Genomic DNA, 25,089 nt, shown 5'->3' on the forward strand with positions numbered 1-25,089 from the left:
ACACTACTGTCTACAATTTTTCCGTTATGAAAAATTTTAAATTATTATTCTTTATTTCAAGTATACTCCTTATACTCAGTACCCCTACCCTGTTACAAGCCAGCCATATCCGAGCAGGCGACCTCACTGCCCGAAGAGCACCGGATGGCGATAACTTAACCTATATCTTCACTGTGATGCTCTATAGAGATACCGAAGGAGTAGAACCTTCTCCCGGAGAAATTCGCTTTGGTGATGGAAGTGAGATGGCTATTGTAGATTTTGTATCATTAGGTTTGATTGACAACGGGCAAACGGAAGTATTGCGGTACGAAGTCCGGCATAGTTTCCCTTCGGCAGGTATGTATAAGGTAAGTTTTTACCAACGAGACCGGAACCAGGGGGTCAATAATATGAGCAACTCTGGTAGCACACCTTTTTATATAGAGTCCTCCTTTCTTATCAGCCCTACCCTGGGATATAACGCGTCTCCCACATTGCTAATGCCTCCTATCGAAAAGGCTACTATCGGCCAACGATATATCCATAACCCCGGAGCCTTTGATGCCGAGGGGGATAGCATTGCGTATGAAATAACCATTTGTAAAAGAGGACCGGCAATTAATGGTGAACCTCGTTATGTGGACCGTTACACTTTCCCAAATCACTCAAACTGGAGCTCAGCAACTGAGGAAGGACAAACGCCACCCATCCTCTCCCTAAACCCCATCACCGGGGATTTGATATGGGATGCTCCGGGAGTGCCAGGTGAATACAATGTAGCCTTTTATATCAATGAATACCGCAATGGTGTTCTGATCTCTCAAGTTAACCGGGACATGCAAATCATTGTGGAAGATTGCGATAACCGGCGGCCAAAAGTCAAGGTACCGGAAGAGCTTTGTGTGATTGCGGGGGAAACCCTGGAAGAAACCATCATTGCGACTGACCAAGACGGTGATGACATCAAATTATTTGCTTCCAACGACCCTAAATCCAACCCGGATATGGGGGGGAACGGAGGTATCTTTGATTTGCCCTCCCCCAGTAAAAGCGCTACGTTTACAAACACCGTGAACTTACCGGGTAGAGCAGAAGGCACTTTCAAATGGGAGCCCCATTGTAACGACATCCGGGAGCAACCTTATCAGGCGATCTTTAAGGCAAATGATTTACCATCTTTCTGTCGCCCACTGGCCGATATACAGGTATTGCGCATTAAAGTGGTAGGCCCTCCCCCCCAAAACTTACAGGCACAAGCAACGGCTAATCCCAAAGAAGTTCAACTGACCTGGGATACTTATGAATGTGCTTTACCAGGTGCCAAAATGACCATTTGGAGAAAAGTGGGAAGTTCCGGTTTTGTGCCGGACAACTGCGAAACAGGTTTACCGGCCTCTTCCGGTTATGAAAAAATTGCCGAAGTTCCTGTGGCTGAAACGTCTTATATCGACTCAGGCCTGAAAGGAGGACAGAATTATTGTTACCGGATCTTCGTAGACTTTGCCGGACCAAAGGGAGGAGAAAGCCTCGCATCGGATGAAGCATGTGTGTTTATCCCTACTTTCGCCCCTTATATCACCAAAGTCAGTGTGGAAAAGACCTCGCAAACAGAAGGAGAAATCCAGGTGGAATGGACAGAACCGATAGACGTAGATCCCGTTCAGTTTCCAGGCCCTTATACTTATCAGTTAATCCGGTCCGAAGGATATGAAGGCAACCAAAACGAAGCAGTTTTACCGGCATCCCCTACAAGTGACCGGACGTTTACCGATACCGGATTGAATACTGAAGAGTTAGTGTACAACTACCGCGTCATATTGTACTCCCAAGGAAACGAAGTGGATACTTCACCTTCTGCTTCTTCGGTGCGCCTACAGGCTACTCCAACTGCCGTATCCATTGATCTGGACTGGTCGGCTATGGTGCCTTGGAATAATTTATCTCCCAATTATAAACATAAGGTCTACCGGAAACTGGAGGATGAACCTGTAGCTGATTTTGTCTTGATTGATGAAGTGGATGTTGCTCAATCGGGGATGCGTTATTCGGACAAAGGTACGTACAACAATGAACCCTTAGATTCTGACTTGCTCTATTGCTACCGGATCGAGACCCAAGGGACCTACGAAAGGGCCGAAATCGTAGAGCCTTTACTCAATTACTCCCAAATACTTTGCGAAAGTTTGTTGGATACGGTTCCACCATGTGCTCCTATCCTCACCCTGGAACCGCTGGATTGTGAACAATTTACAGATCCGTCACCAGGCAACATCCAAAATTGCCAAACAGACCTTTATGAAAACCGGCTGACTTGGACGATGCCTCAGACTCCCGAATGCAGTGAGAAGCCCAGGTCTTACAACCTTTATTATACCCCAAGCAGCGATACCAGCACCTGGCAGTTATTGGTCAATACACCGGATACGTTTTTCGTTCACGAAGATTTGATTTCGGTCGCAGGTTGTTATGCCGTCACCGCCTTGGACAAGAAAGACAATGAAAGTATCCTGAGTAATATTGAATGCAATGACAATTGCCCTTATTACGAACTTCCCAATGTTTTTACGCCTAACGGTGACGGAATCAATGATACGTTCACTCCTTTCCCTTGCCCCAGATTTGTTGAGAAAGTTGAATTCAAAGTATTTAACCGCTGGGGAGAATTGGTGTACGAAAGCGATGACGATATTTACCTCAACTGGGACGGTCGTAATAAAAATGACCAACAGTTAAGTGCCGGCGTGTATTATTATGAGGCCAAGGTGAGGTTTTACAGCCTGAATCCGGAAGGCACCGTAAAACGCCTCAAAGGATGGGTGCAAATCTTATCCGGAGAGAGAAAGGATTAAAGGAATACAAGATACAAGAATGTAGCCTTTCTTTCTTTTTACAAGTCATGCATTCCAAAGGAGCCCATTGTTGATACACCGGGCTCCTTTTTTGTTCAAAACAAACCTATCAATCGCCTAATTTTAAAACTATTTCTTCTACCTTCAACCCTTTCCATGCCCTTTACCAAAGGATACAAGTCCTTTCTATTTCTCAATATTTTGTACTTTTGCCTTTCACAAACCCGATACAACATTGAAATTTTCATTAAAACATACAGACCCTCAGAGCAAGGCAAGAGTAGGTGAAATAACCACCGATCATGGCACCATCGCGACTCCTATTTTTATGCCGGTAGGGACCGCCGGTACGGTAAAAGCGATACACCAACGAGAACTGCATCAGGATATTCAAGCCGAAATCATCCTGGGCAATACCTACCACCTTTATCTTCGTCCCGGACTGGACATTATAGAGCAAGCCGGAGGTTTACATAAATTCAACGGTTGGGACAAGCCCATCCTCACCGATAGCGGAGGCTATCAGGTATATTCCTTGTCCGGCAATCGAAAAATCACAGAAGAAGGCGTTCAGTTTGTGTCACATATTGATGGTTCCAAGCATCTGTTTACACCGGAAAACGTGATGGATATCCAACGAACCATCGGTGCGGATATCATGATGGCTTTTGACGAATGCGCCCCCTACCCTTGTGAATACAAATATGCCAAAAACTCCATGGAGATGACCCACCGTTGGTTAAAGCGTTGTTGTGATCGTTTTGACCAAACCGAGGGTAAATACGGCTACTCCCAAACCCTCTTTCCTATCGTACAAGGAAGTGTTTACAAAGATTTACGGAAGAAGTCAGCCGAAACCATTGCCAGTTTCGAAAGGGAAGGAAATGCGATTGGAGGGCTGTCCGTAGGGGAGCCGGCAGAGGAAATGTATGCCACAACAGACTTGGTTTGTGATATCTTGCCCAAAGATAAACCTCGTTATTTGATGGGTGTAGGCACTCCGGCTAATATTCTGGAATGCATTGCTTTGGGAATTGATATGTTTGATTGTGTGATGCCCACCCGCAATGCCCGCAACGGCATGATTTTTACAACCCAAGGGATTTTGAATATGCGCAATGCCAAATGGCAAGCCGATTTCACCCCGATTGATGCAGAGTTGGGTGGTTATGCAAGTACCCACTATAGCAAAGCTTATTTACGGCATTTGGTAGTGAGTAAAGAGATATTGGGTGCCCAAATTGCCACCTTACAAAACCTTAGCTTTTACTTATGGCTGGTACAACAAGCCAGAGAACATATTTTAGCAGGTGATTTTGTACAGTGGAAAGATCGTATTTTACCTGTTTTGATGCAAAGGTTGTAATTTCAACCTACAGATTGGTACCGAGAGAGAAGGGGGGAGAAACCCGCTGTTGCCGGGACAGTACATGGGGAGCTTTGCTTTCTTTATAGTGTTTCCGGATGGCGCCCAGAATAGCACCCAGGGAATCCCGTTTTGCCCCCTTCCGGTAACTTTCCTGGCTGATCTGATAAATGAGGCGCATATGCCTGGCTACATCACGGTAAGCTTGGAATAAAGAATAATGCGGGTCATAGATATGGGCCGGTTCCGATTGTACCCCGTTCAACTCCATGATTTTAAGATTCCTTCCTAGGTACAGCTCTTCCATACTTTTCACTTTCAAATCAAACCTCCCGTAATAATAGCCTTTGACAGGTGCTGCAATCGAATCAAACACTTTAACCAAGTGGGGATTAATCAGGTGATTTCCATTCAAAAATTTCGTTCCCCGGCAGTGATTGCCAATCGGTTCCAGTTGTAAGGAAACTCCTTTGGCTAAAACAGTATGTAACTGCTCTGCAAATTTTTCTTCCAAATACTCCTGACGAAAAGTAGCCCGCAGATTTTTCTCCATAAGTTCTTTTACTGTAGAGGTTCCGTCTCCCACTACCTTCAAAAACTCTTTGAGAACGACAGAAGTAATTCCACTTTCACCCGACTCCGGATACCGGTAATACAATACTCCCAATTCAATCTCAAAACTGATATATTCCTGTAATAGAAAGTCACGGGGGGATTGTTTTAAATAAGCGCCTAACGCTGATGTATCTTTCAACAGTTCTACCCCCAAGCCCCGTTCACCCATATTAGGTTTTGCAATCAGTGGAAAAGACAATTTGGCATGAGAAAGTTGATGTATAATTTGTGATAAAGAATGATTTTGACTGACAAAAAGCATTTTGGGTAAATACTCAGGAGCGATTTGTTGCAGAAGATCAACCTTTGAAGCTTCCACCAAACCACCATATTCCACCCCGGGATTTACCGTAGTAAAATAACTCAAGGATCTTGCTTTTAAGGCCAAATACAGCCCATAGGGAAGCATCGGTGCATAAAAAAACCAAAAGGGCCAATATTCATAATGCAGCCACTTTGTCCACAGTAAAGAGAGTCGCTTTCGTAAATTCATGTTGAGTATAATCGCTTTTGGAGGAAGCGGATTGCTATGATATACTTCCGGACAAATTAAAGTTTTTTACTTCGAATACAAAGTAAGCTCAACGACAAAGCTTGAATTTAATATAAAAAAACACCCTTCCTGCAAGGCCATAGCACTTGCAAGAAGGGTAAAGTATTTTCTGTATAACGGTTATGTTATATCCCGGTGGAATTACAACACAAACTGAACTCCGAAATTAAGTGTGGTTAAGTCTACATTTAAACCGAATTCACTTTTTTCTGATTCAGGATCATCTGTCCCATCTACTTCTGCTTTTATTTGGCTATACCCTAAAAAGCCCATTGTAGCTTCGAAAGCAATTTTTTCTGTAATAAAATAAGTAATACCTGGGGTTACTCCAACTGCAAAAGACGATAAATCTTTTTTATTTCCAGTTGGTTCTGGTTTATATTTTCCTGTGCCAAAAGCGAAGGTCCCTTCTCCAAAAAAGCCTACCTTCTCACTTACCATTTTATAGTAACGAGCATAAGGGCTAAAAACAAACATATTGGTTTTCTCTTCATAATCACTTCCATCTCTATCGAATTTAGTACTCTGATAACCAATTCCAGCACCAATTACCCAGTTTTCCGAAAGGCCAAAACCGATTCTTGGCATCAATTCAAAAGTTGTTTCAGTGCCATTTCTGCTATTAATCCAATCATTATCATTTTCAGTATCTTTAGAACTAAACCCAAGGCTACCTCCTAACAATATTTTACCTGGGCCGATTTGTGCAGAAGCTTGTATTGCAAAAAATAACAATCCTGCTAATACTAATAAGTTCTTTTTCATAGCTATAAAACTTTTGGTTAAAAATGTACTTTCTTAAAAGCCGGGCAAAACTACACCCCATAAGGTATTTTACCAATTTTATTAAAGCAATGGCAAATTTTAAGGATAAAGGGTCAAGCCAGTGAGTTTAGTGGTCAGAACCCGTAAAAAAGTAAGTTTGAAAGAGTTAGCTCCAATCAAAAAGTAAAAAAGATTCGTTCTGAAATCTAGAGCGAATCTTTTTCCATCAACAAAATACTAAGCATTTAAACCTTCCTTTTAACTATCACTACAACTCCCATTGAGAAAGGTCCAATTGGCTTTCCAGTGCTTCTTCGGTAGCGTCAGGTAATTTGTGGAAAAAATCCATCCCCACAAATTCTTCTACGCTATCGATGCTCACCGCAAATGTTGAAAGAGGCTTTTTGGAACCTTCGTTGGGAAAAATAAAGCCAATCCCTTTCACTTCCGGTCCATTGTAGTCCAAGATCACCTTATAATAATATTTTGGGACTGACACTTTATTTTCGCCAATGGTAGGGAGTCCATCTTCCAATTTGCTACCCGTGATAACATAAATCGCCTCATTTTCTTTTGCCCAATCCCGCACTTGCTCTTCAAGCAACCGCCAAATTCCCCGGTTAAAGGCAGGCTTTTGAGGGCTCATATTGGTAAAAAAGAAAGATTCTTGCATCGCTTTCTTCGACCATTTCATATCTCCGGCAGGAGCCAAGTGACCTCGATCATAGCCACTTCCTTTGTAATCGTCTTTGGTTGCAGAGCCGGTTTGTACTTGTGGATCAGACACAAAACGATCGGTGCGTTTGGCACTTCCCCGGGTTTCCTCACTCGTTAGTTCATATGCAACCCAGTCGGCTTGTTCATGTTTTTCATTATAGGAAACAGTAAACCCGGAATAACGGATGATTTGATGGTCTTTTATGAGGGCAGGAATCTCCAGGTCGGTAAGATCCACTTCCGCATCTTTTTGAACAGGAGCCGGATGGGAACTGTTCTTTGTGGGATTTGCAACGGGGGTTTCAATTGTTTCGTTGGACTTTCCGGTCGTTTGTTGGGGATTTTTTTCAACGTAATAGTAGACAACTACCGCCAACACAAAAGCAATTAAACTAAAAAGTGATTTTTGTTTCATCAGAATATAATTGGTTAAATGGTTTAAAGTGAATATGTTCGACTCTTATTCATCGAACTGAACACCCCAAAAAGAGCTGTAAATATACCCTAGAGGCGAAAGTAAATAAGAGCATGGCTAAATTTCATTCTTTGGGTCAAAAACGAATTTTAAATAGGCTCTAAGAATAAAAAACTCAAATCCAGCGGATGAGAAGAGATTTTGAATTCATCTGTTGAGAGAAGTATAGAAAAACGCCCGGTAGTAACCTACCGGGCGTTTTAACTTTGTAATTGAATATACAATTAGCCTTCAATCTCTACTAATTCGATTTCAAAAGTCAGATCTTTTCCTGCTAATACGTGGTTTGCATCTAACACGATCAAATCTTCGGTAACCTCTTTTACTACTACCGGGATTTGTTGTCCTTCCGGGCTATTCATGGTCAATTGATCTCCTACTTTAGGGTTCATGTCAGCAGGCAAATTTTCTTTTGGAAAATTCACTACATTTTCCTCACTAGAAGGGCCATAAGCTTCATCACAAGGTATGGTTACCGTTTTCTTTTCGCTCACTTGCATACCCAACACCGCTTTTTCAAAGCCCTTGATCATCTGACCAGCTCCTAATGTAAATTCTATCGGCTGATTTCTTGCTACAGAAGAATCGAATACTTCACCGTCATTTAAAGTCCCCACATAATGAACTTTTACTTTGTCGCCATCTTTTGCTTGCATTCGTGATATAAATTATAATTGAAAAATTGATTTTCTGAAATTCGCTTCTCAGAGGATTACCTTATAAAGGGTAAACCCAGTCTGAGAAATAAGGAAGAAAAACTAGCAAGCCGATGACTACTGCAAAAATACTCGCCAACAACACTGCGGCTGCAGAAATATCCTTTACCTTTCCGGCCAATGGATGGTACTTCGGACAAGCCAGGTCTACCAGTTTCTCAATGGCTGTATTGAAAGTTTCCGCAATCCACACCACTGCAATCGCAGCAATCAACCAATACCATTCTTCTCGTTCCACCCCCACTACAAAAGCAAATATAACAACAATTATGGCAGCAGGTAAGTGAATGAGGGAATTATAGTCTTTAATCATATAAATCAGGCCCCGGAAGGCATGAGAAAAGCTAATGGCTTGCTTTTGAATGTAGTTTTTCATTTTTGCAAATCTTCTTTGTCCACAACCTGTATACTACTTCACTTTATTCTTCCGCAAACTCCAGTGAAGGCACTTTCTCCAACTTCCCTTTTACTTCATCCAGAATCCCCTCCCGGATCTCAAAATTGATATTACACTTCTCATCAAAAGTCTGTTGGCTTAAATCCAGGTCATATTCTTTCGCTACCCGCATCACATCATTCATATCCATATATTCAAATCGAATGGTCAAGTGTTGTGTTACGAAAGCTTCAACGATTTCTGCCTGATCCAACGCTTCGGCAGCAGCCGTTTTGTAGGCATTGATCAACCCGCTTACCCCCAATTTGGTCCCTCCAAAATAACGTACCACTACCACCAGCACATCCGTCACTTCTTTAGAGCGGATTTGGTTCAAAATAGGTACTCCGGCCGAATTACCCGGTTCTCCGTCATCATTGGCCCGGTAGCGGTTTTTGTCTTTGCCCAGCATGAAGGCATAGCAATGGTGGCGGGCATCATAATATTCTTTTTTGAGGGATTGGAGAATTTCTTTGATTTTTTCTTCATCGGTTACCGGATATGCATAAGCCAAAAACTTACTGCCTTTTTCCTTATACAAACCTTCCGAAGGGGATTTTATCGTTAAATATGAATCTTTTATCATTATAATACAATTATTAAGAATGACGGGTCGAAGTAGGTTATAGAAAAGGTTTTTAAGGAATTTTCAGAAAAATACATAAGGCTTTTACTCTCTCCTCATCACTCCTGTTTCCTCAAAAGAATTCTTCGTTTACCTATGCGTCACTTAGTATTTTACAAAGAAGTGACTTAAACTTTTTCTTTTCCCGTTTTTACCTTTAGTTCCTTTGCAACCGTTGGTTCATCATCTGCAAGTAATGTTGGGCTTTTTGTTGATTTCCCAAGTTGGAATAGATATATGCCAAATTGCGGTAGGCCCTGGAATAATTCGGATTGATTTTTAGAGATTTTTCCAAAGATTGAATAGCCATCCGGAAACAATTAATTTTTATTTTCGGATTTCGCAAACCCTGTTGAATCAAAGCTACCCCCGCATCAAAGTAAAGAGCATAGTTTTTATTGGTGTCGTACTTCATGCCCTCCTGAAGATATTTGAGCGCAGCAGGATAGTTTTTTTGCGCAATATAAATTCTTCCCAAATTATGATAAGCACTCACATTATTAATTTTACACTCTATGGCTTGTTTCAAAAACGGCACAGCTTGATTGTACTCTTCCTGGCTGTACAAAGCGGTTCCGATCAAGGTCAAACATACATAATCCTCCGGGCTTAGCCTCAAGCAATTTTCCAAAATTTGCAAGGCTTCCTCATACCGCCTCATCCCGATCAACAGGATTCCATTCATACGCAAGGCCTCCACATTGGCAGGGTCGGCTTCCATGGCTTTCCGGGCATATTCCAACGCTTCTGCCGCTTTTCCTTGTGAGCGAGCCTCAAACGCTTTGGGCAAATAATTATTCTGCCGCTTCACAATGGCCACCAAGGGTACAGTATCCGCCTTGATGGTATGAATGGTATTTTTGGGAGGAAAGGTATTTTCTATTTGTTCTTTAGACATGGTCCGGGAGCCGAAAAAGGCATAATCCCAAGGCCGTCTGTATTTTTCATTTTCCCGCGTCCATACAATTTGGATTTTATCCGAATATTTTTCGGCATAATATTGTCCGCAATGCACTTCAAAATTGGTCGCAATGACGATTTTCTTATCTTTTACCGGTTCGTTTTCTACCAACCATTCCACTGCCTGACGCAAAGACTGACTCCAATATTCGGTTTCATAATGGGTATATGCACCGTTGATTCCTCCTGTAAGTTCATTAAAATATACATACTCATTAGGATGGTTTTTTACCATCCAATAAACGGGTAAACCCGTCAATACGAGCAGTAGACCCGCCAAGCTGAAGTTGATCATTTTCTTTTTACTCAAGGTAAACAGATACTCCCAACCTGCCGCCACAATCACAATCATCGGAATGAACGTAAACAACATATGCCGCCACCCACTATACAGAGTTGAGTTTTTAACAATTGTGTATCCAATGGGAAAGAGGAAGGTAAACAGAAGAAATAACAGAATTGCTCCTTTGTACTGTTTGAGCCGTTGCGGAACCGGTAAAATTCCCAATAAAAAACCAATATGCACAAACAAGGGCACACTGATCCAAATCCACTTAAATGTATAATGCCCTGGAGGGTTTTCCATCAAAATCCGCTTTCCTTCAAACAACTCATAGGCAATCAAAAAACGGAAATTGGTAAACTCCTGCAAGGACTGTAGTGGATTATGAATGGGATCTTTTAAGCCTTGCGGCCACAATAACAAGCCTCCAAAGTAGCCTACGGCAATCACAACCAGCATTAAAAATCCATAACGAGGCACTTGGGAAATTCCTACTTTCAGCCCCTGAGCATAGGTATGATAGAGCCATACAATTCCTGTAAACAGGCCCAAATACCCTACTAAAATCAATCCCCCTATTTTACTACTAATGGTAAAGGCTATGCCAAAGCTCAGCCAAAACACAGTGCCGATGGTAGGCCGGGGTAATTGCTTGAGGAAACGCAACAAATAAAACAAACCGATGGCATATCCCAATGCAAAAGGAATATCCTTAGGGTTATTCATAGAGTGACCCAAAAACCGGGGAGAACATAAAAGTAAAATAGCGGCAAGCAAGGCAGCTCTCCAGGAACCATATGCTTTGGCAATCCTTCCGGTAAACCAAATAATCAATACGCCAAAAAGCGCATTTAACAAATGCCTTGTCTCATAAATGCCAAAAGGAGAAAGGTAGCGGTATACAAATTCAGCTAAAGTATCAAAAGAAGCACCATAATGTAAATGCGCGTAACGGGTATGTTTGCTCAAATCAAATACGGCTTGATTCTCCCCCCACGAAAGGTAAAAATCCAAAATATCACGAGCATAATCCACATGAGTCCATTCATCCCAGGTATTTCCAAAGTCAAAACTGAGAAATGGCATAAAAAACAGTAGAAAGAGGATAAGAAAGACAAAACTTAAGCGATAAAGCCCAAAATTTCCATTTTGCAGGTCTTTCCACACATCTGTAGATTTGCGCATTTCTGTCCAGGGATTAGTGAAGTTCTGCTTTACAAAATTTTTACAAAGCGAACTCCATACTGCCCATTGAAAGCGAAAAAAGGAAGTATCTTCATCAAGTGATACAGGCATTTCTTCCCATTTCCAGCCCGTTTTTTGTAACCTTTGGCTTGCCAAACAAGGACTTTCCCGGTGCAATTCTTCAGCCAAGTAGTTTTCCAAAAATTTAACAGGAACCAAGTTCAAGCCATTGCCAATTCCCTTCAAGGTATTGGGCGTCCAAACGGACTCACACAACTTTTTCAAACGCTGCTTCCGGGTATTGACAGCGTCAACGCCTATATACACCGTATCTTGAGAAAGGGATACCTGTTGCATATACCATTGCTCCAGTGCCTTTACTCCATTCAAAGTATTTTGATGAAATACTACTGCAAAACCTGAAGCGGATAGTTGCTCCTCCAAGGCATTCGAATCATCTAATTCTATAAATTTCGCAGGGTGTTCTATTACAACAGGAAACTGTTCCTTAATCAGATTAGAGGATTGAGAGGGTAGAACAGCCCGGACATGCTCCGGACTATTCACCAAATACTGTAATAATTCCGCCCATTCATCAATCTTTTCAGAGGCGTTCGATTGGTTATGTTTGGCAGGAAGGTCCAAATAAAAATAAAGGGGAGTGTTAGGAGTAGAAGATATAGAGCTTTTTTGTTTTTTCTTATGTTTCTTCATTGTGAAAAAAATCAGTTGAAAAAGTCAAACTGCGTTGCGCAAGGGCAAATCAAGTTTTAAAAAACGAGAGAGTTTTGTCCACCACCACTTGTAAATGAGCCGGCAATTGTGGCTGATCATAAGGATGGTATGCCCCAAAGGTGTGGCCGGCTCCGGTTACTTCCAATAGCCGAGCACCGGAAGCCCAATCTTTGAGTTGTCTTGCCGAATCAATGCGCACCGATTCGTCTGCCGTTCCATGTACAATCAAATAAGGAATCTCTAATGCTCGTACGGCATTTTCAATTGACAGGCGCTCCCGGTTAGCCAGGAAATTTTCAGCTAACTGGTAATACAGCGGCATATTTTGTTTTGTACGGCCGTTATAAATGTAATATACACCCTTTTCCTTCCACCCGGCCAGCTCGTCCGTTTTAATAATATGCTCTACCGTGCTGATCGATGCCCAGGTCGCCACTTTCCGGATACGGGAATCCTCACGGGCTTTTAACAATACTAGCCCTCCTCCACGGCTGTGGCCAATCAAATAAATTTTATCCAAATCAAAGGTAGGAAACTGTTCCGCGTGGTCGAACAGATAATCAATTAGCACTTGGATGTCATCCAGTTCTATACAAAAATTATTATTTCCAAAGGCTTCCAAATCGGCAAAATCCAACGGTTGTTCGGGAGTCGTTCCGTTATGAGAAAGGTTAACTTTCACAAAGTTGACTTCCTGAGCGGCACACTGCTCTGCTACCAATTGCCAAGCCCCCCAATCTTTAAACCCTTTGAACCCATGTACAAAAATAACCACCGGAGCAGGCGCGTCTACTTGCCAACATGCATCTACCAACATAGGTCGTTGATGATGCAATGAAGTCAATATAAATTCGGTAGAGTGTAATTGTTGCATACCCATGTTATCTTTTTGCGGATTCATTAAAAGTACTATGGAACAAGTTAAGTATAAGGTTTGTGAAGAAGCCTTTTTTAAAAAATAGGGTCCGGGTCAAATGCGGGCTCTTTCATAAATTGAGGTAAATTTGCAATGACAAATGCCAAAGAGGCCAAAATCAACCCAAACATGAAAATGGTATAAGAGATACGCAAAAACCTATATTTCCGACCCAACACGGCTCCCAAATAATAAATATCCTTGATCATGCTGCCGTACAAAAAGTTACTGTCGTTGAGCATTTGGTTCATCCCCCACTCAAAATCTTTCAATTTCATATTATGAAAATTCCCAAAGAACAGCAAATTCGCTTGTTTCTTTTTAATATCTTCTTTGGTAGATGTTCCTTGAGTAACATTGGGCCTGGTAGCCAAAATAGCAAACACTACTGAGCCCAGACAGACAAACAACAAAAGAAAAGTAGGAACTATTAAGTGTGGGTTATTGTCCAACTTGCGCATCAGCACACTAAAAATAATCGTGATGATGATCGAGTTGACAGAAATCATGATATTGGCTTTACTGTCGGCCATAGCACTCAACTCCAAATGGTTTCGGGAAGTAGTCCGGAACATGGTTTCAATACCTCTTTCCGGCCGGCCTTTCACTTTTTCCAGTTTTTTCTTCAGCTGCTTCAGTTCTTCCTCACTGATGCCCAACTCTTGCATGAGCAATAAGTCCTTCTTTTTACTGAGTTTCTTTTGCTTTTTGCGAAGTTTTTTAATGTTATCTTCCTTTTTAGGAGTCATGGTGGATTGGGCATACTCCGTAAAATACTGGTGTTTCAACAGAAAATCCAGATTGTAAGCATACCAATCTTCTTCATTATAAGAGCGATCACAGGCATCGGCCCATTCTTTCCGGAGTAAACTGGATCTGTCAAAAAACTCCCCGGAAGACAAATGGTACAAATCCGAATCACATAGTATTTTTTCCACTTGGCTTTTCGGCTTTTGAGGCATCCGAGTAGCCAGTATCGCTTCTTTGACTTGCTCGATCTTTTCCGCAGCATAGCCTTGGTTTTCCAAAAACTGTTGTGCAATTTCCGCACTTTTGCCTTCATGTTCTTCGGCCTGGAAGCGATAACCGGTATCGTGAAACCAAGCGGCAAGTAGTAAAACCTCTAATTGTCCGGGATCCAAGTGGCTGTGTGCGCCTATTTCCAAAGCAGCTTTTACTACTTCTTGTGTATGCTCCAAATTATGATAACTATATACTTTGGGCAGTTCATTATTGAATAGAGAAGTGATATACTCCTCCGCTTTTTCCAATACAGGACTTGAATAATTATCCATTACGAAAGTCGCAGACATCCTTTCAGGGTTGTTTATGATCAAATACAGCGCATGCAAAACAAGTTTTACAACTCATCCGACAGCCTGGGCCAAAGATCGAATTTCTCACTTTCTTTTTGTAAAAGAAAAGTTTACAGTGAAAAATTACAAATCCGAGAGTACTTCCGGTCTATTGTCAAGAAAAATATTCCTCGTCTATTTTTCCTTTTCCACAGGGCAATACCTTGGGCGGCTATCATAAAAACTCCCGGGAATAAATTTCTCTAAAATGCCCGAAAAATTGATTTTAATCCCAATAGGAAATATGTAGTTTTACATCCATAAAGCCGATACCGTCAATTGCGTTTTTGCCTTTTGGCACAATTGGATGACTATCACGGTTAAAATTTTGTTTCAGGCATTTTTTGAAAAGAAAATTAATAGGTTTTATCCCCTACTAAAAAACACGGAAAGGATTTATATCATTCAAGTAAACCTTTCCATTTGGCATAAAAGTCGTCCTTTGAAAAGCAAGGATACCGGAAAGCATTCGTAACGGGGAGCTTTCCACACACTATTTCACCAAATAACCCATTTTTATGGTTTCCGCAGAAACATCATTTTTTCAGATGCATCAAACGACTCGAGATATCGTTGGGTTACAGCGCCTGGTTCGCTGGCCTAACTTGCTGATTATATTTTTTACACAATACCTGGTCCGGATTTTTTTAGTAGGCCCTTCCGCACAATGGCTTTCCCACTTGACTGACCTCCGTTTTTTCACTTATCTGGTTTCCGTTTCTTGTGTGGTAGCAGGAGGGTATATCATCAATGACTATTATGATATTAAAATTGACACTGTAAACGATCCTCAAAAAGTAGTTATCGGGCAACGTTTACGCAGACGAAAAGCGTTGGCAGCACACCTGTTATTTACCTTGAGTGGCTTTTTTATTTCCCTGTTGCTCAATTGGAAATTGGCTGCGATCAACCTGTTTGCAATTTTTTGGCTATGGCTTTATTCCAACCAACTCAAACGCATGCCTTTTGTCGGCAACTTTACCGTAGCCAGCCTGACAGCACTGGTCGTATTTGTGGTAGGGATTTATTTCAAAAGCACTAACTACTTGGTTTATATTTTCGGTTTTTTTGCTTTTTATATCTCTTTGATCAGAGAAATTATCAAAGACATGGAAACACTCCGGGGCGATATGCACTTCGGTCTGAAAACGCTTCCGGTGGTTTGGGGGATACGCAAAACCAAAACCGTACTGTATACAATTCTGTTGGCTTTTATCATCACTACAGTCCCTTTGCTACTACTCATTGGCAACCCTACTCTTGACATCTACTTTTTGTGTATGCTTTTGCCCACGGCTTATTTTATTTTTAAACTTTATTGGGCCGATACCCGCAAAGAATACCAACGGCTACGCTATTTTTGCAACCTGGTAATGATCAGTGGGATCGGGATTATTACTTTATTGTAAATAATAGCAGCAGGTAAAAACATAGCCACCTCCTGTTTCCTTCGGAATATACCGGCAAAAAATTGTCATATATTCATGAAACCCGATCTTTTGCCAAGTCAGTTTTTCAAAAGCAAACCAATTCGAAATAGACGGCAATTTACATAAGCGCTCCTTCTCCGAAAGGTTCGGAGTGCTTTTTTTTATAACTTTAAATTAAAATCACAGAATACCATCATGCATATATCCATATTTGCTTCAGGGTCAGGTTCTAATGCCCAACGGATCATTGAGTACTTCCGTGAGAAAGGTCTGCAAGCGGAGTTTTCCATTTTAACCAATAATGCACAAGCTTATGTCATCGAACGGGCCAAGCAGTTGGAAGTCCCTTTTAAGATCGTAAGCCGGAAGGCATTTAAAGAGGCAAAGGATGTATTGGAATTTTTGGAGGAGAAAAACGCTCAGCTGATTGTGTTGGCGGGCTTTTTACAATTGGTGCCGGAAGCCCTTACACAAAAGTATACGCGTAGGATTATCAATATCCACCCGGCACTGTTACCTAAATTCGGAGGAAAGGGAATGTACGGACACTTTGTACACGAAGCGGTGGTCGCTGCGGGAGAACAGGAATCGGGTATTACCATCCATTATGTCAATGAACGGTACGATGAGGGAGAGGCCATTTTGCAAAAAAGTTGCCCGGTAGAAACCGGAGATACACCAGACGATGTCGCCAGGAAAGTACAGCAATTAGAACATCAATATTTTCCAAAAGTGGTGGAAGAGCTGGCAAAACAACTATCGGAAAAACAGGGCCGGTAATACTTTGTATTTCTCTACCAAGAGAGTCTTCAACCATCATTATAACTACAAAAAACATATGAATAAACTAGCATTAATCACTGGTGCAACTTCCGGTATCGGTAAAGCCACCGCCCGTTTATTTGCCAAAAATAATATCAACCTTATTCTTTGCGGACGCAGAAAAGAACGATTGGAGGCATTGCAAAGTGAACTGGGAAATAAAGTTGCGATACATACATTGTGTTTTGATATTCGCGACCGCAAGGCAACCTCAGAGGCAATAGAAAACCTACCGGAAAATGTTCGGGCCATAGATATTTTGGTCAACAATGCAGGAAATGCACACGGCTTGTCAAAGTTTCAGGATGGAGATATCGATGATTGGGAAGCCATGATTGACATCAATGTAAAAGGGCTATTGTATGTTTCTAAAGCGGTGGTTCCGGGAATGATCGAACGGCAGTCCGGACATATTATCAATATAGGTTCCATAGCCGGTAAGGAAGTTTATCCCAATGGCAATGTGTATTGCGCTTCGAAATTTGCTGTGGATGCGTTGAACAAATCCATGCTGATCGACTTAAACGGCCATGGCATCCGGGTAGGTGCGGTAAACCCCGGATTGGTGGATACCGAATTTTCATCGGTACGTTTTAAGGGCGATCAGGAAAAAGCCAATCAAGTTTATCAAAATATGCAGCCTTTGGTAGCTGAAGATATTGCGGACATCATTCTTTTTGCCGTCACACGTCCGCCCCATGTCAATATCTGGGATATGAGTGTTTTTCCTACCGCACAAGCCGGAGCCACCATTGTTCATAGAGATTCACAAATATAATCATATCGGGAATGTGCTATGAACTTCGGGAAGGGCATTTATGATACCCTTTCCAATTCAAAAACTCATGGCATTTCCTTTCAATCACAAAACATTAGTAATGACCAATCTACGACAGCTTTTTTTACAAAATCTAGCACAAACCAGCGATAGTCCATTGGCCGTGGAGGTAGAGCGGGCAGAAGGGGTTTATATGATTCGGAAAGACGGGAAGAAAGTCATCGATTTGATCTCGGGCATTGGCGTCAGTAATGTAGGGCATTGCCACCCCAAAGTAGTAAAAGCAGTACAAAAACAAGCGGAACAGTATATGCACTTGATGGTGTACGGAGAATTTGTACTCAGCCCGCAAGTGCAATTGGCCAATGAAATTGCCAAAACCCTCCCCGAACCGCTCAAAAATATATACCTGGTCAACTCCGGTGCCGAAGCCACGGAAGGCGCCCTCAAATTAGCCAAACGATATACCGGACGTTCGGAAATTATCTCAGCCTACCATTCTTATCACGGTTCTACTCACGGGCCTTTGTCAATTAACGGTTCGGAATACTTTAAACGCAATTACCGGCCTTTGCTTCCGGATGTGCGGCATATTCATTACAACCGGTTTGAAGATCTGGAATTTATCACTTCCCGTACGGCAGCGGTCATTGTCGAAACCGTGCAAGGCGAAGCAGGCGTAGTAGTGCCGGAACCGGGATATTTACCAGCCTTAAAACAACGCTGTGAAGAAGTAGGCGCTCTGTTGATTTTGGATGAAGTACAAACCGGCTTTGGACGCACGGGTACCTTCTGGGGGTTTGAGCAATTTGATGTAGTGCCTGATATTCTTCTGACAGCCAAAGGCATGGGAGGCGGAATGCCGATCGGGGCATTTATCTCTTCTCATGAAATTATGAGGGTATTCCAGGAAAATCCGTTCTTAGGACATATTACCACCTTTGGAGGGCATCCGGTGAGCAGCGCAGCCTCATTGGCTTGTTTAAAAATCGTTCGCAAAGAAAAACTCTACAAACAGGCTAAGGCCAAAGGAGAATTATTCAAAAAATACTTAAAACATCCGAAAATCAAGGAAATAAGAAGCCTTGGCTTGATGATGGCCGTAGAGTTTGAATCCTTTGAAGTATTAAAACCCATCATCGATGAGGCTGTAAAGAAGGGAGTTCTGACAGATTGGTTTTTGTACAATGATAAATCGATGCGCATTGCACCTCCGTTGATTATCAGTGAGAAGCAAATCAAAAAAGCTTGTGAGAAGCTGTTAAAAGCAATTGATAAAAAACCGAAGAAATAAAAGACATTTATTCATCTTCACTACCCGGTTTGTCAGTCGGGTATAAGAAAAGGAGGCAGGTTAATGAAAGAACCCATTTCCTGCCTCCTTTATATATCATTCGGGATTTTACTTCCCTTTCATTTTAGCCAAGGTAATCTTCAAATCTTCCGGAGTATCCACACAATAGCTCTCATACTCTGTAAAACCTAAGGAGACTTTAAACCCGTTCTCAATCCAACGCAACTGCTCCAAAGACTCAGCCTTTTCCAGTTTAGAAGGTTGTAATTCACAGATTTTCGCCAAAATATCCGTGCGAAACCCATAAATCCCAATGTGCTTATAATAGTCCAAATGATGATACCATTGAGACTCTTCCACCCCTCTGTAAAAAGGAATCGGCCAACGGCTAAAGTAAATGGCCTCATTTTGATTATTGTAAATCACTTTGACTTCACTGAAGTTCAGTAACTCTTGGTTGGACTCAATCTTTTTGATCAGCGTTGCTATCTCCGCATTTTTGGCTTGTAATACGTCCACAAGCTCATCGATTTGCTCAGGATAGAGATAAGGTTCGTCCCCTTGGATATTCACCACATACTCAGCCCCTTTTTGTTCAAAATTTTGATAGGCTTCATAGCAGCGATCGGTACCACTTTGGTGGTTTTCAGAGGTCATCACTACATTACCGCCAAAGCTTTTTACCTCTTCTACGATGGCTTCGTGATCCGTAGCCACTACAATTTCATCTAACTTTTTCGCCTTACTGGCTTGTTCGTATACCCTGCGTATCATGGTTTTCCCATCAATATCCGCCAATGCTTTTGCCGGGAAACGAGAAGAAGCATACCGGGATGGGATAATGCCTAAAATCATAACTCTATATTTTATTACAATTAACTTTTTGTACTTCTTTGAAAGGACAACTTATTATGATGAAGTGACAAGACTATTTCGAAAACCGGGCCTTGGTTTCACTGAGCATTTGTGATACATGTTCGGCTGCATTAAACATATTGTTGTAAATGCCCACAATCTTATGCGCAGCGTCCAGCAAGTAGGTAATGCGTTTGGGAAGTTTTACCAGAGGAATCAAAGCTTTGTACTTAGCACATACCGCTCCGTCCACATCTGCCAGCAGTTCAAAAGGAAGTGTATGCGTTGCTTTAAATTGTTGATGTCGTTCAACGGAATCCTTACTAATTCCGAGAATATCTACCTCCAGGTCATGAAATTGTTGGAAGTTGTCGCGAAAACTACAGGCTTCTTTTGTACATCCCGGAGTAAAGTCTTTGGGGTAGAAATAAAGAATAACAGGTTTGCCTTGAAAATCTTTTTCCAAAGAGATCATCCGGCCATCCGAAGCCGGGAGTGCAAAATCAGGAGCTTGAGAATGTAAAGGTAAAGACATTTGTAAGAGTCGGTTATCAGAGACAGAAAGTAATAGAAAGGAGGCAGGGAGCTTTTCTGGATTCTCACTGCCTCCCTGTCTCCAACTCTTGGTTTTATCAGGAGCATTTGCATGCCAGCCTGTTCCAAGCAGGCTGTATATTAATGGCCCTTTTTCAGAATCAAGTGCCCCATTTTATCCCGTTTGGTTTCCAAGTATTTTTGGTTGTGTTTATTCGGCACTACTTCAATGCCTACCTGGTCAACGATTTCCAAGCCATACCCTACCAAACCCACACGTTTTTGAGGGTTGTTGGTCATCAATCGCATTTTAGTTACTCCCATGGCCCGGAGAATCTGAGCACCTACGCCATAGTCGCGCTCATCCATGCCAAAGCCTAACTTCAAGTTGGCTTCCACCGTATCCAGCCCTTGTTCTTGTAATTTATAGGCCTTCAATTTATTGATCAGACCGATCCCCCGGCCTTCTTGATTCATGTATACAATGATTCCTTTGCCCTCTTTCTCCACCATTTCCATGGCCATTTGCAATTGTTCGCCACACTCACAACGGCAAGAGCCAAAGATATCTCCGGTCACACAGGAAGAGTGTACCCGGGCCAATACAGGTTCCCCTTCTTCCCAGGTGCCTTTGGTAAGGGCCAAATGCAAGTCCCCGGTGTTGGTTTGGCGGAAAGCCGTCAGTTCAAATTCACCAAACTGTGTGGGCATTTGAACATCAATCTCCCGCTTAATCAAGGACTCCTTTTGCAATCGGAATTTAATCAGATCTTCGATAGAGACCAGTTTCAGGTTGAATTTATCCGCCACCTTTTTCAAATCAGGCAAGCGCGCCATGGTACCATCTTCGTTCATCACTTCCACCAATACTCCCGCAGGTTTCAGTCCTGCCAAACGGGCAAAGTCAATGGCGGCTTCGGTATGTCCGGTTCTGCGCAGTACCCCCCCTTCTTTGGCTTTGAGCGGAAACACATGTCCGGGGCGACCTAAGTCTTCCGGTTTTGTATCCGGGTCTACCAAAGCCAGGGTGGTTTTCGCCCGGTCACTGGCCGAAATTCCCGTAGTACAACCATGGCCTAGTAAGTCCACAGTCACGGTAAATGCCGTATTATGCGTGGCCGTATTTTTACCTACCATCAATTCCAAGTCCAATTCCTGACAACGCTCTTCGGTCAGAGAACAGCAAATCAGCCCTCTTCCCTCTTTGGCCATAAAATTGATGATCTCCGGGGTGATACATTCCGCAGCACAGATCATATCCCCTTCATTTTCACGGCCTTCGTCATCAACTACAATGATAATTTCACCGTTTTTGATTGCCTCAATGGCATCTTCTATAGGATCCAGTTTAATTTTATCAGTCATGTCTATCTGCTTATAAGCTAGAAAAGCTAATCTTTTGGCTAAGGTAATCAATAATTGATAATACCTACAAAGATCACTACTCGAGAGGAAAAAACCATATTTTCCGACAGCCTTAAACAGCGCTTTAGCATTTTCCCTTCTATTTTACATCTGTTGGCCTCAAGTTGCATAATTGTCCGGTGGGCTGTAAATTTAAGCCCGCAAATAAACCCATTTCTCTTCATGATTGACTTTGCTAAGGAAATTGATAGAATCGCCCGGCAAATTGAAGCCTTCCGACAAGATTGCAAATCACTTTTTGTCAGTTCTTCTTTTCAACCCCAAAGTGCAACCTTACTACATATCATCAGCCAAATTGACAAAAACATACCGGTGTACTTTCTGAATACGGGCTATCATTTTCCGGAAACACTGGCTTATAAAACACAGCTGGCCGATTTGTTTCAATTGAATGTGATCGACCTGCACCCTTTGATCGCCAAAAGTCAACAAACGGATGAATACGGCAATTTGCTCTATACTTCTGATCCTGATTATTGTTGCCATTTGAATAAAGTACAACCGTTGGAGCCTGTCTTACAAGAAAAAGATGTCTGGATTAATGGCATCCGGAAAGGACAAAGCCAACAACGGGCTTCCATGCAAGAGATTGAAAAAGCTCAATTTGATGTACTTCGTTACCACCCCTTGCTCGAATGGGATGCTCGAATGGTCCATGGATACATTGCCCAAAACAAACTCCCCCATCACCCTCTGTTACAAAAGGGATATATGAGTATAGGATGCCAACCTTGTACCCGGAGAGTAAGCGGAACGGTAGATTTTGACAACCGGGAAGGCCGTTGGGCCGGAAAACAAAAAACCGAATGCGGTTTGCATACCAACCTGATCAAAAAGGATTGACAAATAAAGGAGTTAAGGCTTTCTTTATAGAGAAGTGAATTAAACTTTTTCTTTTTCCTAAAAAATGTTTCAAAAACGTCTCTTCTGTGTTACTTGTTCTCAACAATAGCTTTGGCTATTCTTTTCAAAAAGTGCCTTGATGAGCCGATGTTGATTCCATTTTCGGTCAAAAACTATAAGTTTAAACCACTTCAGAATTATTTTTCTTGTTTTTTGCAGGAGATTTAGCTCCTCCTTCACTCCATTACTCTTTAATTTCACTGTTGCCGGATTAGCGTTTCACGGCTCAATTGAGTATTTTCTCCTTATCTTTGTCAATCAGAGATTTTATTTCCATAATATTAAACTCAATATGCGCGTCTTGATTACCGGTGGGGCCGGCTACATTGGTACCAGTTTGATTTTTGAATTGGTCACCAATCCCGAAATCAGTGAAATTATCATTTTTGATAACCTGAGCAGAAAAAATTACAACCTCTTTCTTGCCGAAAAATACCCCTATAAACCTATCCGGTTTGTAAAAGGAGACGTGCTGGACTCCCGCAAACTCAGACAAGTCTTACAAGGTGTGGATATAGTTTACCACCTGGCGGCAAAAGTTACCACACCCTTCGCCAATGAAAACCCGCACTCTTTCGAGCAAGTCAACCACTGGGGCACTGCAGAGTTGAGTTATGCCATCGAAGATAGTGACGTACAAACGGTAATTTACACCAGTAGTACGTCAGTATACGGCCCTTCTGATACGGAAATCAACGAGACGACCGTCCCCCGGCCAAAAACCTACTATGGGATTTCAAAATTTCAGGGAGAGCATATGATTAGCCGGCTTGAGGAGCAACGGAAGGCAATTGTTTTGCGCTTGGGAAATGTATATGGCTACAACAAAAGTATGCGCTTTGATGCCGTCATCAACAAATTCATGTTTGAAGCCCACTTTCTCAACCATATCACCGTACAGGGAAGTGGCGTACAAAGCCGGGCCTTTATCAATATTGACAAAGTAGCTACCGTACTGGACAAGCTCCCACATATGGACGTTCCTTCCGGCACTTACAACCTGGTAGAACGGAACTTGAGTATCAATGAAATTGCCGAACACACACAAGAGATTTACCCGGATCTGCAAATTACCTATATCCAACAAGAGTTGGAATTAAACAGTATTGCCGTAAGTCCGGAATCCGTATTAAACGCATATGATTTGGTAAAAGAAAGTGATTTTAAACGGGAATTACTGCTTTTTAAAGACAGCTTTGCTTTCAAGCTATACAATAGGCATTGAAGTCTTTTTCTCGCCTATAAAACTTGGCAGAAACATTCAATTGAGCATTTCTCATACTGAATTAGCCACACAGGCCAGCCGGACTCTAGAAATCAAATCACAATACTACATAAAAGCCAAGAGGTAGTGTATCCTTCATTAAAGGTATACTACCTCTTCTTTTGTTACGCTTGCCATGCTCTATGTACCATGGAATTTCATCCGGGGGTTGGGCACAGCATCCAAGCCGACAAATTCTTTTTCCAAAAACTTATAATGAGCTGCCATGGCAATCATGGCGGCATTGTCCGTGCAATATTCAAACTGAGGGATAAAAGTAGTCCATCCTCGTTTTTCCCCCTCTTGTAGCAAAGTGCTTCGCAAGCCAGAGTTGGCCGATACTCCCCCGGCAATCCCAATATGTTTGATGTGATGTTGACGAGCCGCTTTTTTCAGCTTTTGCATCAGCATTTTAATCAATGTATGTTGTACGCTTGCGCAAATATCTTCCAGGTTATTTTTAACAAAATCCGGATCTTTTTTCACTTCTCTTTGAAGGAAATATAGAATAGCCGTTTTGATGCCACTAAAAGAAAAGTTCAAGCCCGGGGTACTGGTTTCCGGAAATTCAAAACGGAGCGGATTACCTTTTTGCGCATATTGATCTATCAGGGGTCCGCCCGGATACGGCAATCCGATAATTTTGGCAGTTTTGTCAAATGCTTCCCCTACCGCATCGTCCTGGGTTTCTCCCAATACTTCCATTTCCAAAGGACTCTTCACCAAGACAATCTGTGTATGCCCTCCACTGACGGTAAGGCACAGAAACGGAAATTCCGGCTTGGGCTCTTCAATAAAATGCGCCAAAATATGCGCTTGCATATGATTCACTCCAATCAAAGGAACTTGCAAAGCCATGGCCATGGCTTTGGCAAAAGAAGCTCCGACCAATAAAGCTCCCAACAGGCCCGGCCCTTGGGTAAACGCAATAGCCGACAGTTCGCTCTTAGCAATGCCTGCTTGCCGGAGGGCTTCATCTACCACCGGTACGATGTTCTTTTGGTGGGCACGGGAGGCCAATTCCGGGACAACGCCACCATATTTCCGGTGAACATCCTGGGTAGCAATGATGTTATTGATAATTTTACCATTGATAATCACCGAAGCCGAAGTTTCATCACAAGAGGACTCGATGGCCAGAAGTTTTATATCCATAAAGATTGAATTCTTTGTCATTTGCTGTGTGTTTTCACACAAGCAGGTATAGAACTTGTACAACTATTTTTAAAAACATTTCACCCACTCCTATCT

General features: G+C 42.2%; 21 protein-coding genes. 8 read left to right on the top strand and 13 right to left on the bottom strand.

Annotated elements, in window-relative coordinates:
• Positions 1-26: 26 nt before the first annotated feature.
• Together AAG747_RS13280 and tgt are read left to right on the top strand one after the other, a co-directional pair.
• A complete protein-coding gene (locus tag AAG747_RS13280; protein WP_346821666.1) occupies positions 27-2,831 on the top strand; it encodes a T9SS type B sorting domain-containing protein in 2,805 nt (934 codons plus the stop codon).
• A 235-nt stretch (positions 2,832-3,066) separates the two neighbouring features.
• On the top strand, positions 3,067-4,197 hold the full coding sequence (gene tgt / locus AAG747_RS13285) for a tRNA guanosine(34) transglycosylase Tgt (protein WP_346821667.1): 1,131 nt from the start codon (positions 3,067-3,069) through the stop codon (positions 4,195-4,197).
• A 7-nt stretch (positions 4,198-4,204) separates the two neighbouring features.
• On the opposite strand, the gene AAG747_RS13290 is transcribed toward tgt, so the two are convergent.
• The 9 genes from AAG747_RS13290 to AAG747_RS13330 all read right to left on the bottom strand — a co-directional run bounded on the left by AAG747_RS13290 (position 4,205) and on the right by AAG747_RS13330 (position 14,491).
• Positions 4,205-5,305 carry an ATP-grasp domain-containing protein gene (locus AAG747_RS13290; RefSeq protein WP_346821668.1) on the bottom strand — a complete coding sequence of 367 codons (1,101 nt, stop codon included), beginning with the start codon at positions 5,303-5,305 and terminating at the stop codon, positions 4,205-4,207.
• 201 nt (positions 5,306-5,506) lie between these two features.
• A complete protein-coding gene (locus AAG747_RS13295) occupies positions 5,507-6,130 on the bottom strand; it encodes an outer membrane beta-barrel protein (protein ID WP_346821669.1) in 624 nt (207 codons plus the stop codon).
• Positions 6,131-6,398: 268 nt separating this feature from the next.
• Positions 6,399-7,262, bottom strand: coding sequence for a DNA/RNA non-specific endonuclease (locus AAG747_RS13300; protein WP_346821670.1), 864 nt, complete (start codon positions 7,260-7,262; stop codon positions 6,399-6,401).
• Positions 7,263-7,546: 284 nt separating this feature from the next.
• Positions 7,547-7,978: an FKBP-type peptidyl-prolyl cis-trans isomerase gene (locus AAG747_RS13305; protein WP_346821671.1), complete on the bottom strand. Its 432-nt coding sequence runs from the start codon at positions 7,976-7,978 to the stop codon at positions 7,547-7,549.
• A gap of 61 nt (positions 7,979-8,039) precedes the next feature.
• Complete coding sequence (locus AAG747_RS13310) at positions 8,040-8,414, bottom strand: diacylglycerol kinase family protein (protein WP_346821672.1); 375 nt, start codon at positions 8,412-8,414, stop codon at positions 8,040-8,042.
• Between the two features lie 43 nt (positions 8,415-8,457).
• On the bottom strand, positions 8,458-9,060 hold the full coding sequence (locus tag AAG747_RS13315; RefSeq protein WP_430300611.1) for an IMPACT family protein: 603 nt from the start codon (positions 9,058-9,060) through the stop codon (positions 8,458-8,460).
• A gap of 196 nt (positions 9,061-9,256) precedes the next feature.
• A complete protein-coding gene (locus tag AAG747_RS13320; protein WP_346821673.1) occupies positions 9,257-12,241 on the bottom strand; it encodes a tetratricopeptide repeat protein in 2,985 nt (994 codons plus the stop codon).
• 49 nt (positions 12,242-12,290) lie between these two features.
• On the bottom strand, positions 12,291-13,136 hold the full coding sequence (locus AAG747_RS13325) for an alpha/beta hydrolase family protein (protein ID WP_346821674.1): 846 nt from the start codon (positions 13,134-13,136) through the stop codon (positions 12,291-12,293).
• A 77-nt stretch (positions 13,137-13,213) separates the two neighbouring features.
• Positions 13,214-14,491: a Pycsar system effector family protein gene (locus AAG747_RS13330; protein WP_346821675.1), complete on the bottom strand. Its 1,278-nt coding sequence runs from the start codon at positions 14,489-14,491 to the stop codon at positions 13,214-13,216.
• 590 nt (positions 14,492-15,081) lie between these two features.
• Between AAG747_RS13330 and AAG747_RS13335 the strand changes: the two genes are divergently transcribed.
• The 4 genes from AAG747_RS13335 to AAG747_RS13350 all read left to right on the top strand — a co-directional run bounded on the left by AAG747_RS13335 (position 15,082) and on the right by AAG747_RS13350 (position 18,857).
• On the top strand, positions 15,082-15,942 hold the full coding sequence (locus AAG747_RS13335) for a geranylgeranylglycerol-phosphate geranylgeranyltransferase (RefSeq protein WP_346821676.1): 861 nt from the start codon (positions 15,082-15,084) through the stop codon (positions 15,940-15,942).
• A 216-nt stretch (positions 15,943-16,158) separates the two neighbouring features.
• Complete coding sequence (purN, locus tag AAG747_RS13340) at positions 16,159-16,743, top strand: phosphoribosylglycinamide formyltransferase (protein ID WP_346821677.1); 585 nt, start codon at positions 16,159-16,161, stop codon at positions 16,741-16,743.
• 58 nt (positions 16,744-16,801) lie between these two features.
• Positions 16,802-17,563, top strand: coding sequence for an SDR family NAD(P)-dependent oxidoreductase (locus AAG747_RS13345; RefSeq protein WP_346821678.1), 762 nt, complete (start codon positions 16,802-16,804; stop codon positions 17,561-17,563).
• Positions 17,564-17,663: 100 nt separating this feature from the next.
• Positions 17,664-18,857, top strand: a complete 1,194-nt coding sequence (locus AAG747_RS13350; RefSeq protein ID WP_346821679.1) for an aspartate aminotransferase family protein — start codon at positions 17,664-17,666, stop codon at positions 18,855-18,857.
• 108 nt (positions 18,858-18,965) lie between these two features.
• On the opposite strand, the gene kdsB is transcribed toward AAG747_RS13350, so the two are convergent.
• From kdsB to AAG747_RS13365, 3 genes are all read right to left on the bottom strand, one after another.
• On the bottom strand, positions 18,966-19,712 hold the full coding sequence (gene kdsB, locus AAG747_RS13355) for a 3-deoxy-manno-octulosonate cytidylyltransferase (protein ID WP_346821680.1): 747 nt from the start codon (positions 19,710-19,712) through the stop codon (positions 18,966-18,968).
• A 73-nt stretch (positions 19,713-19,785) separates the two neighbouring features.
• A complete protein-coding gene (locus AAG747_RS13360; RefSeq protein ID WP_346821681.1) occupies positions 19,786-20,247 on the bottom strand; it encodes a peroxiredoxin in 462 nt (153 codons plus the stop codon).
• A 140-nt stretch (positions 20,248-20,387) separates the two neighbouring features.
• On the bottom strand, positions 20,388-21,611 hold the full coding sequence (locus tag AAG747_RS13365; protein ID WP_346821682.1) for a bifunctional 3,4-dihydroxy-2-butanone-4-phosphate synthase/GTP cyclohydrolase II: 1,224 nt from the start codon (positions 21,609-21,611) through the stop codon (positions 20,388-20,390).
• A 222-nt stretch (positions 21,612-21,833) separates the two neighbouring features.
• On the opposite strand from AAG747_RS13365, the gene AAG747_RS13370 reads away from it, so the two are divergent.
• Both AAG747_RS13370 and AAG747_RS13375 read left to right on the top strand, forming a co-directional pair.
• Entirely contained in the window at positions 21,834-22,514 is a 681-nt protein-coding gene (locus AAG747_RS13370; protein WP_346821683.1) for a phosphoadenylyl-sulfate reductase, read from the top strand.
• 352 nt (positions 22,515-22,866) lie between these two features.
• Positions 22,867-23,799: an NAD-dependent epimerase/dehydratase family protein gene (locus tag AAG747_RS13375; RefSeq protein WP_346821684.1), complete on the top strand. Its 933-nt coding sequence runs from the start codon at positions 22,867-22,869 to the stop codon at positions 23,797-23,799.
• Between the two features lie 180 nt (positions 23,800-23,979).
• Here AAG747_RS13375 and tsaD read toward each other — a convergent pair whose 3' ends face one another.
• Positions 23,980-24,993: a tRNA (adenosine(37)-N6)-threonylcarbamoyltransferase complex transferase subunit TsaD gene (gene tsaD, locus AAG747_RS13380; RefSeq protein ID WP_346821955.1), complete on the bottom strand. Its 1,014-nt coding sequence runs from the start codon at positions 24,991-24,993 to the stop codon at positions 23,980-23,982.
• Positions 24,994-25,089 lie beyond the last annotated feature (96 nt).

Origin of the sequence: Rapidithrix thailandica (assembly GCF_039710355.1) — a bacterium.
In the GTDB taxonomy this organism is placed as follows: Bacteria; Bacteroidota; Bacteroidia; order Cytophagales; family Flammeovirgaceae; genus Rapidithrix; species Rapidithrix thailandica.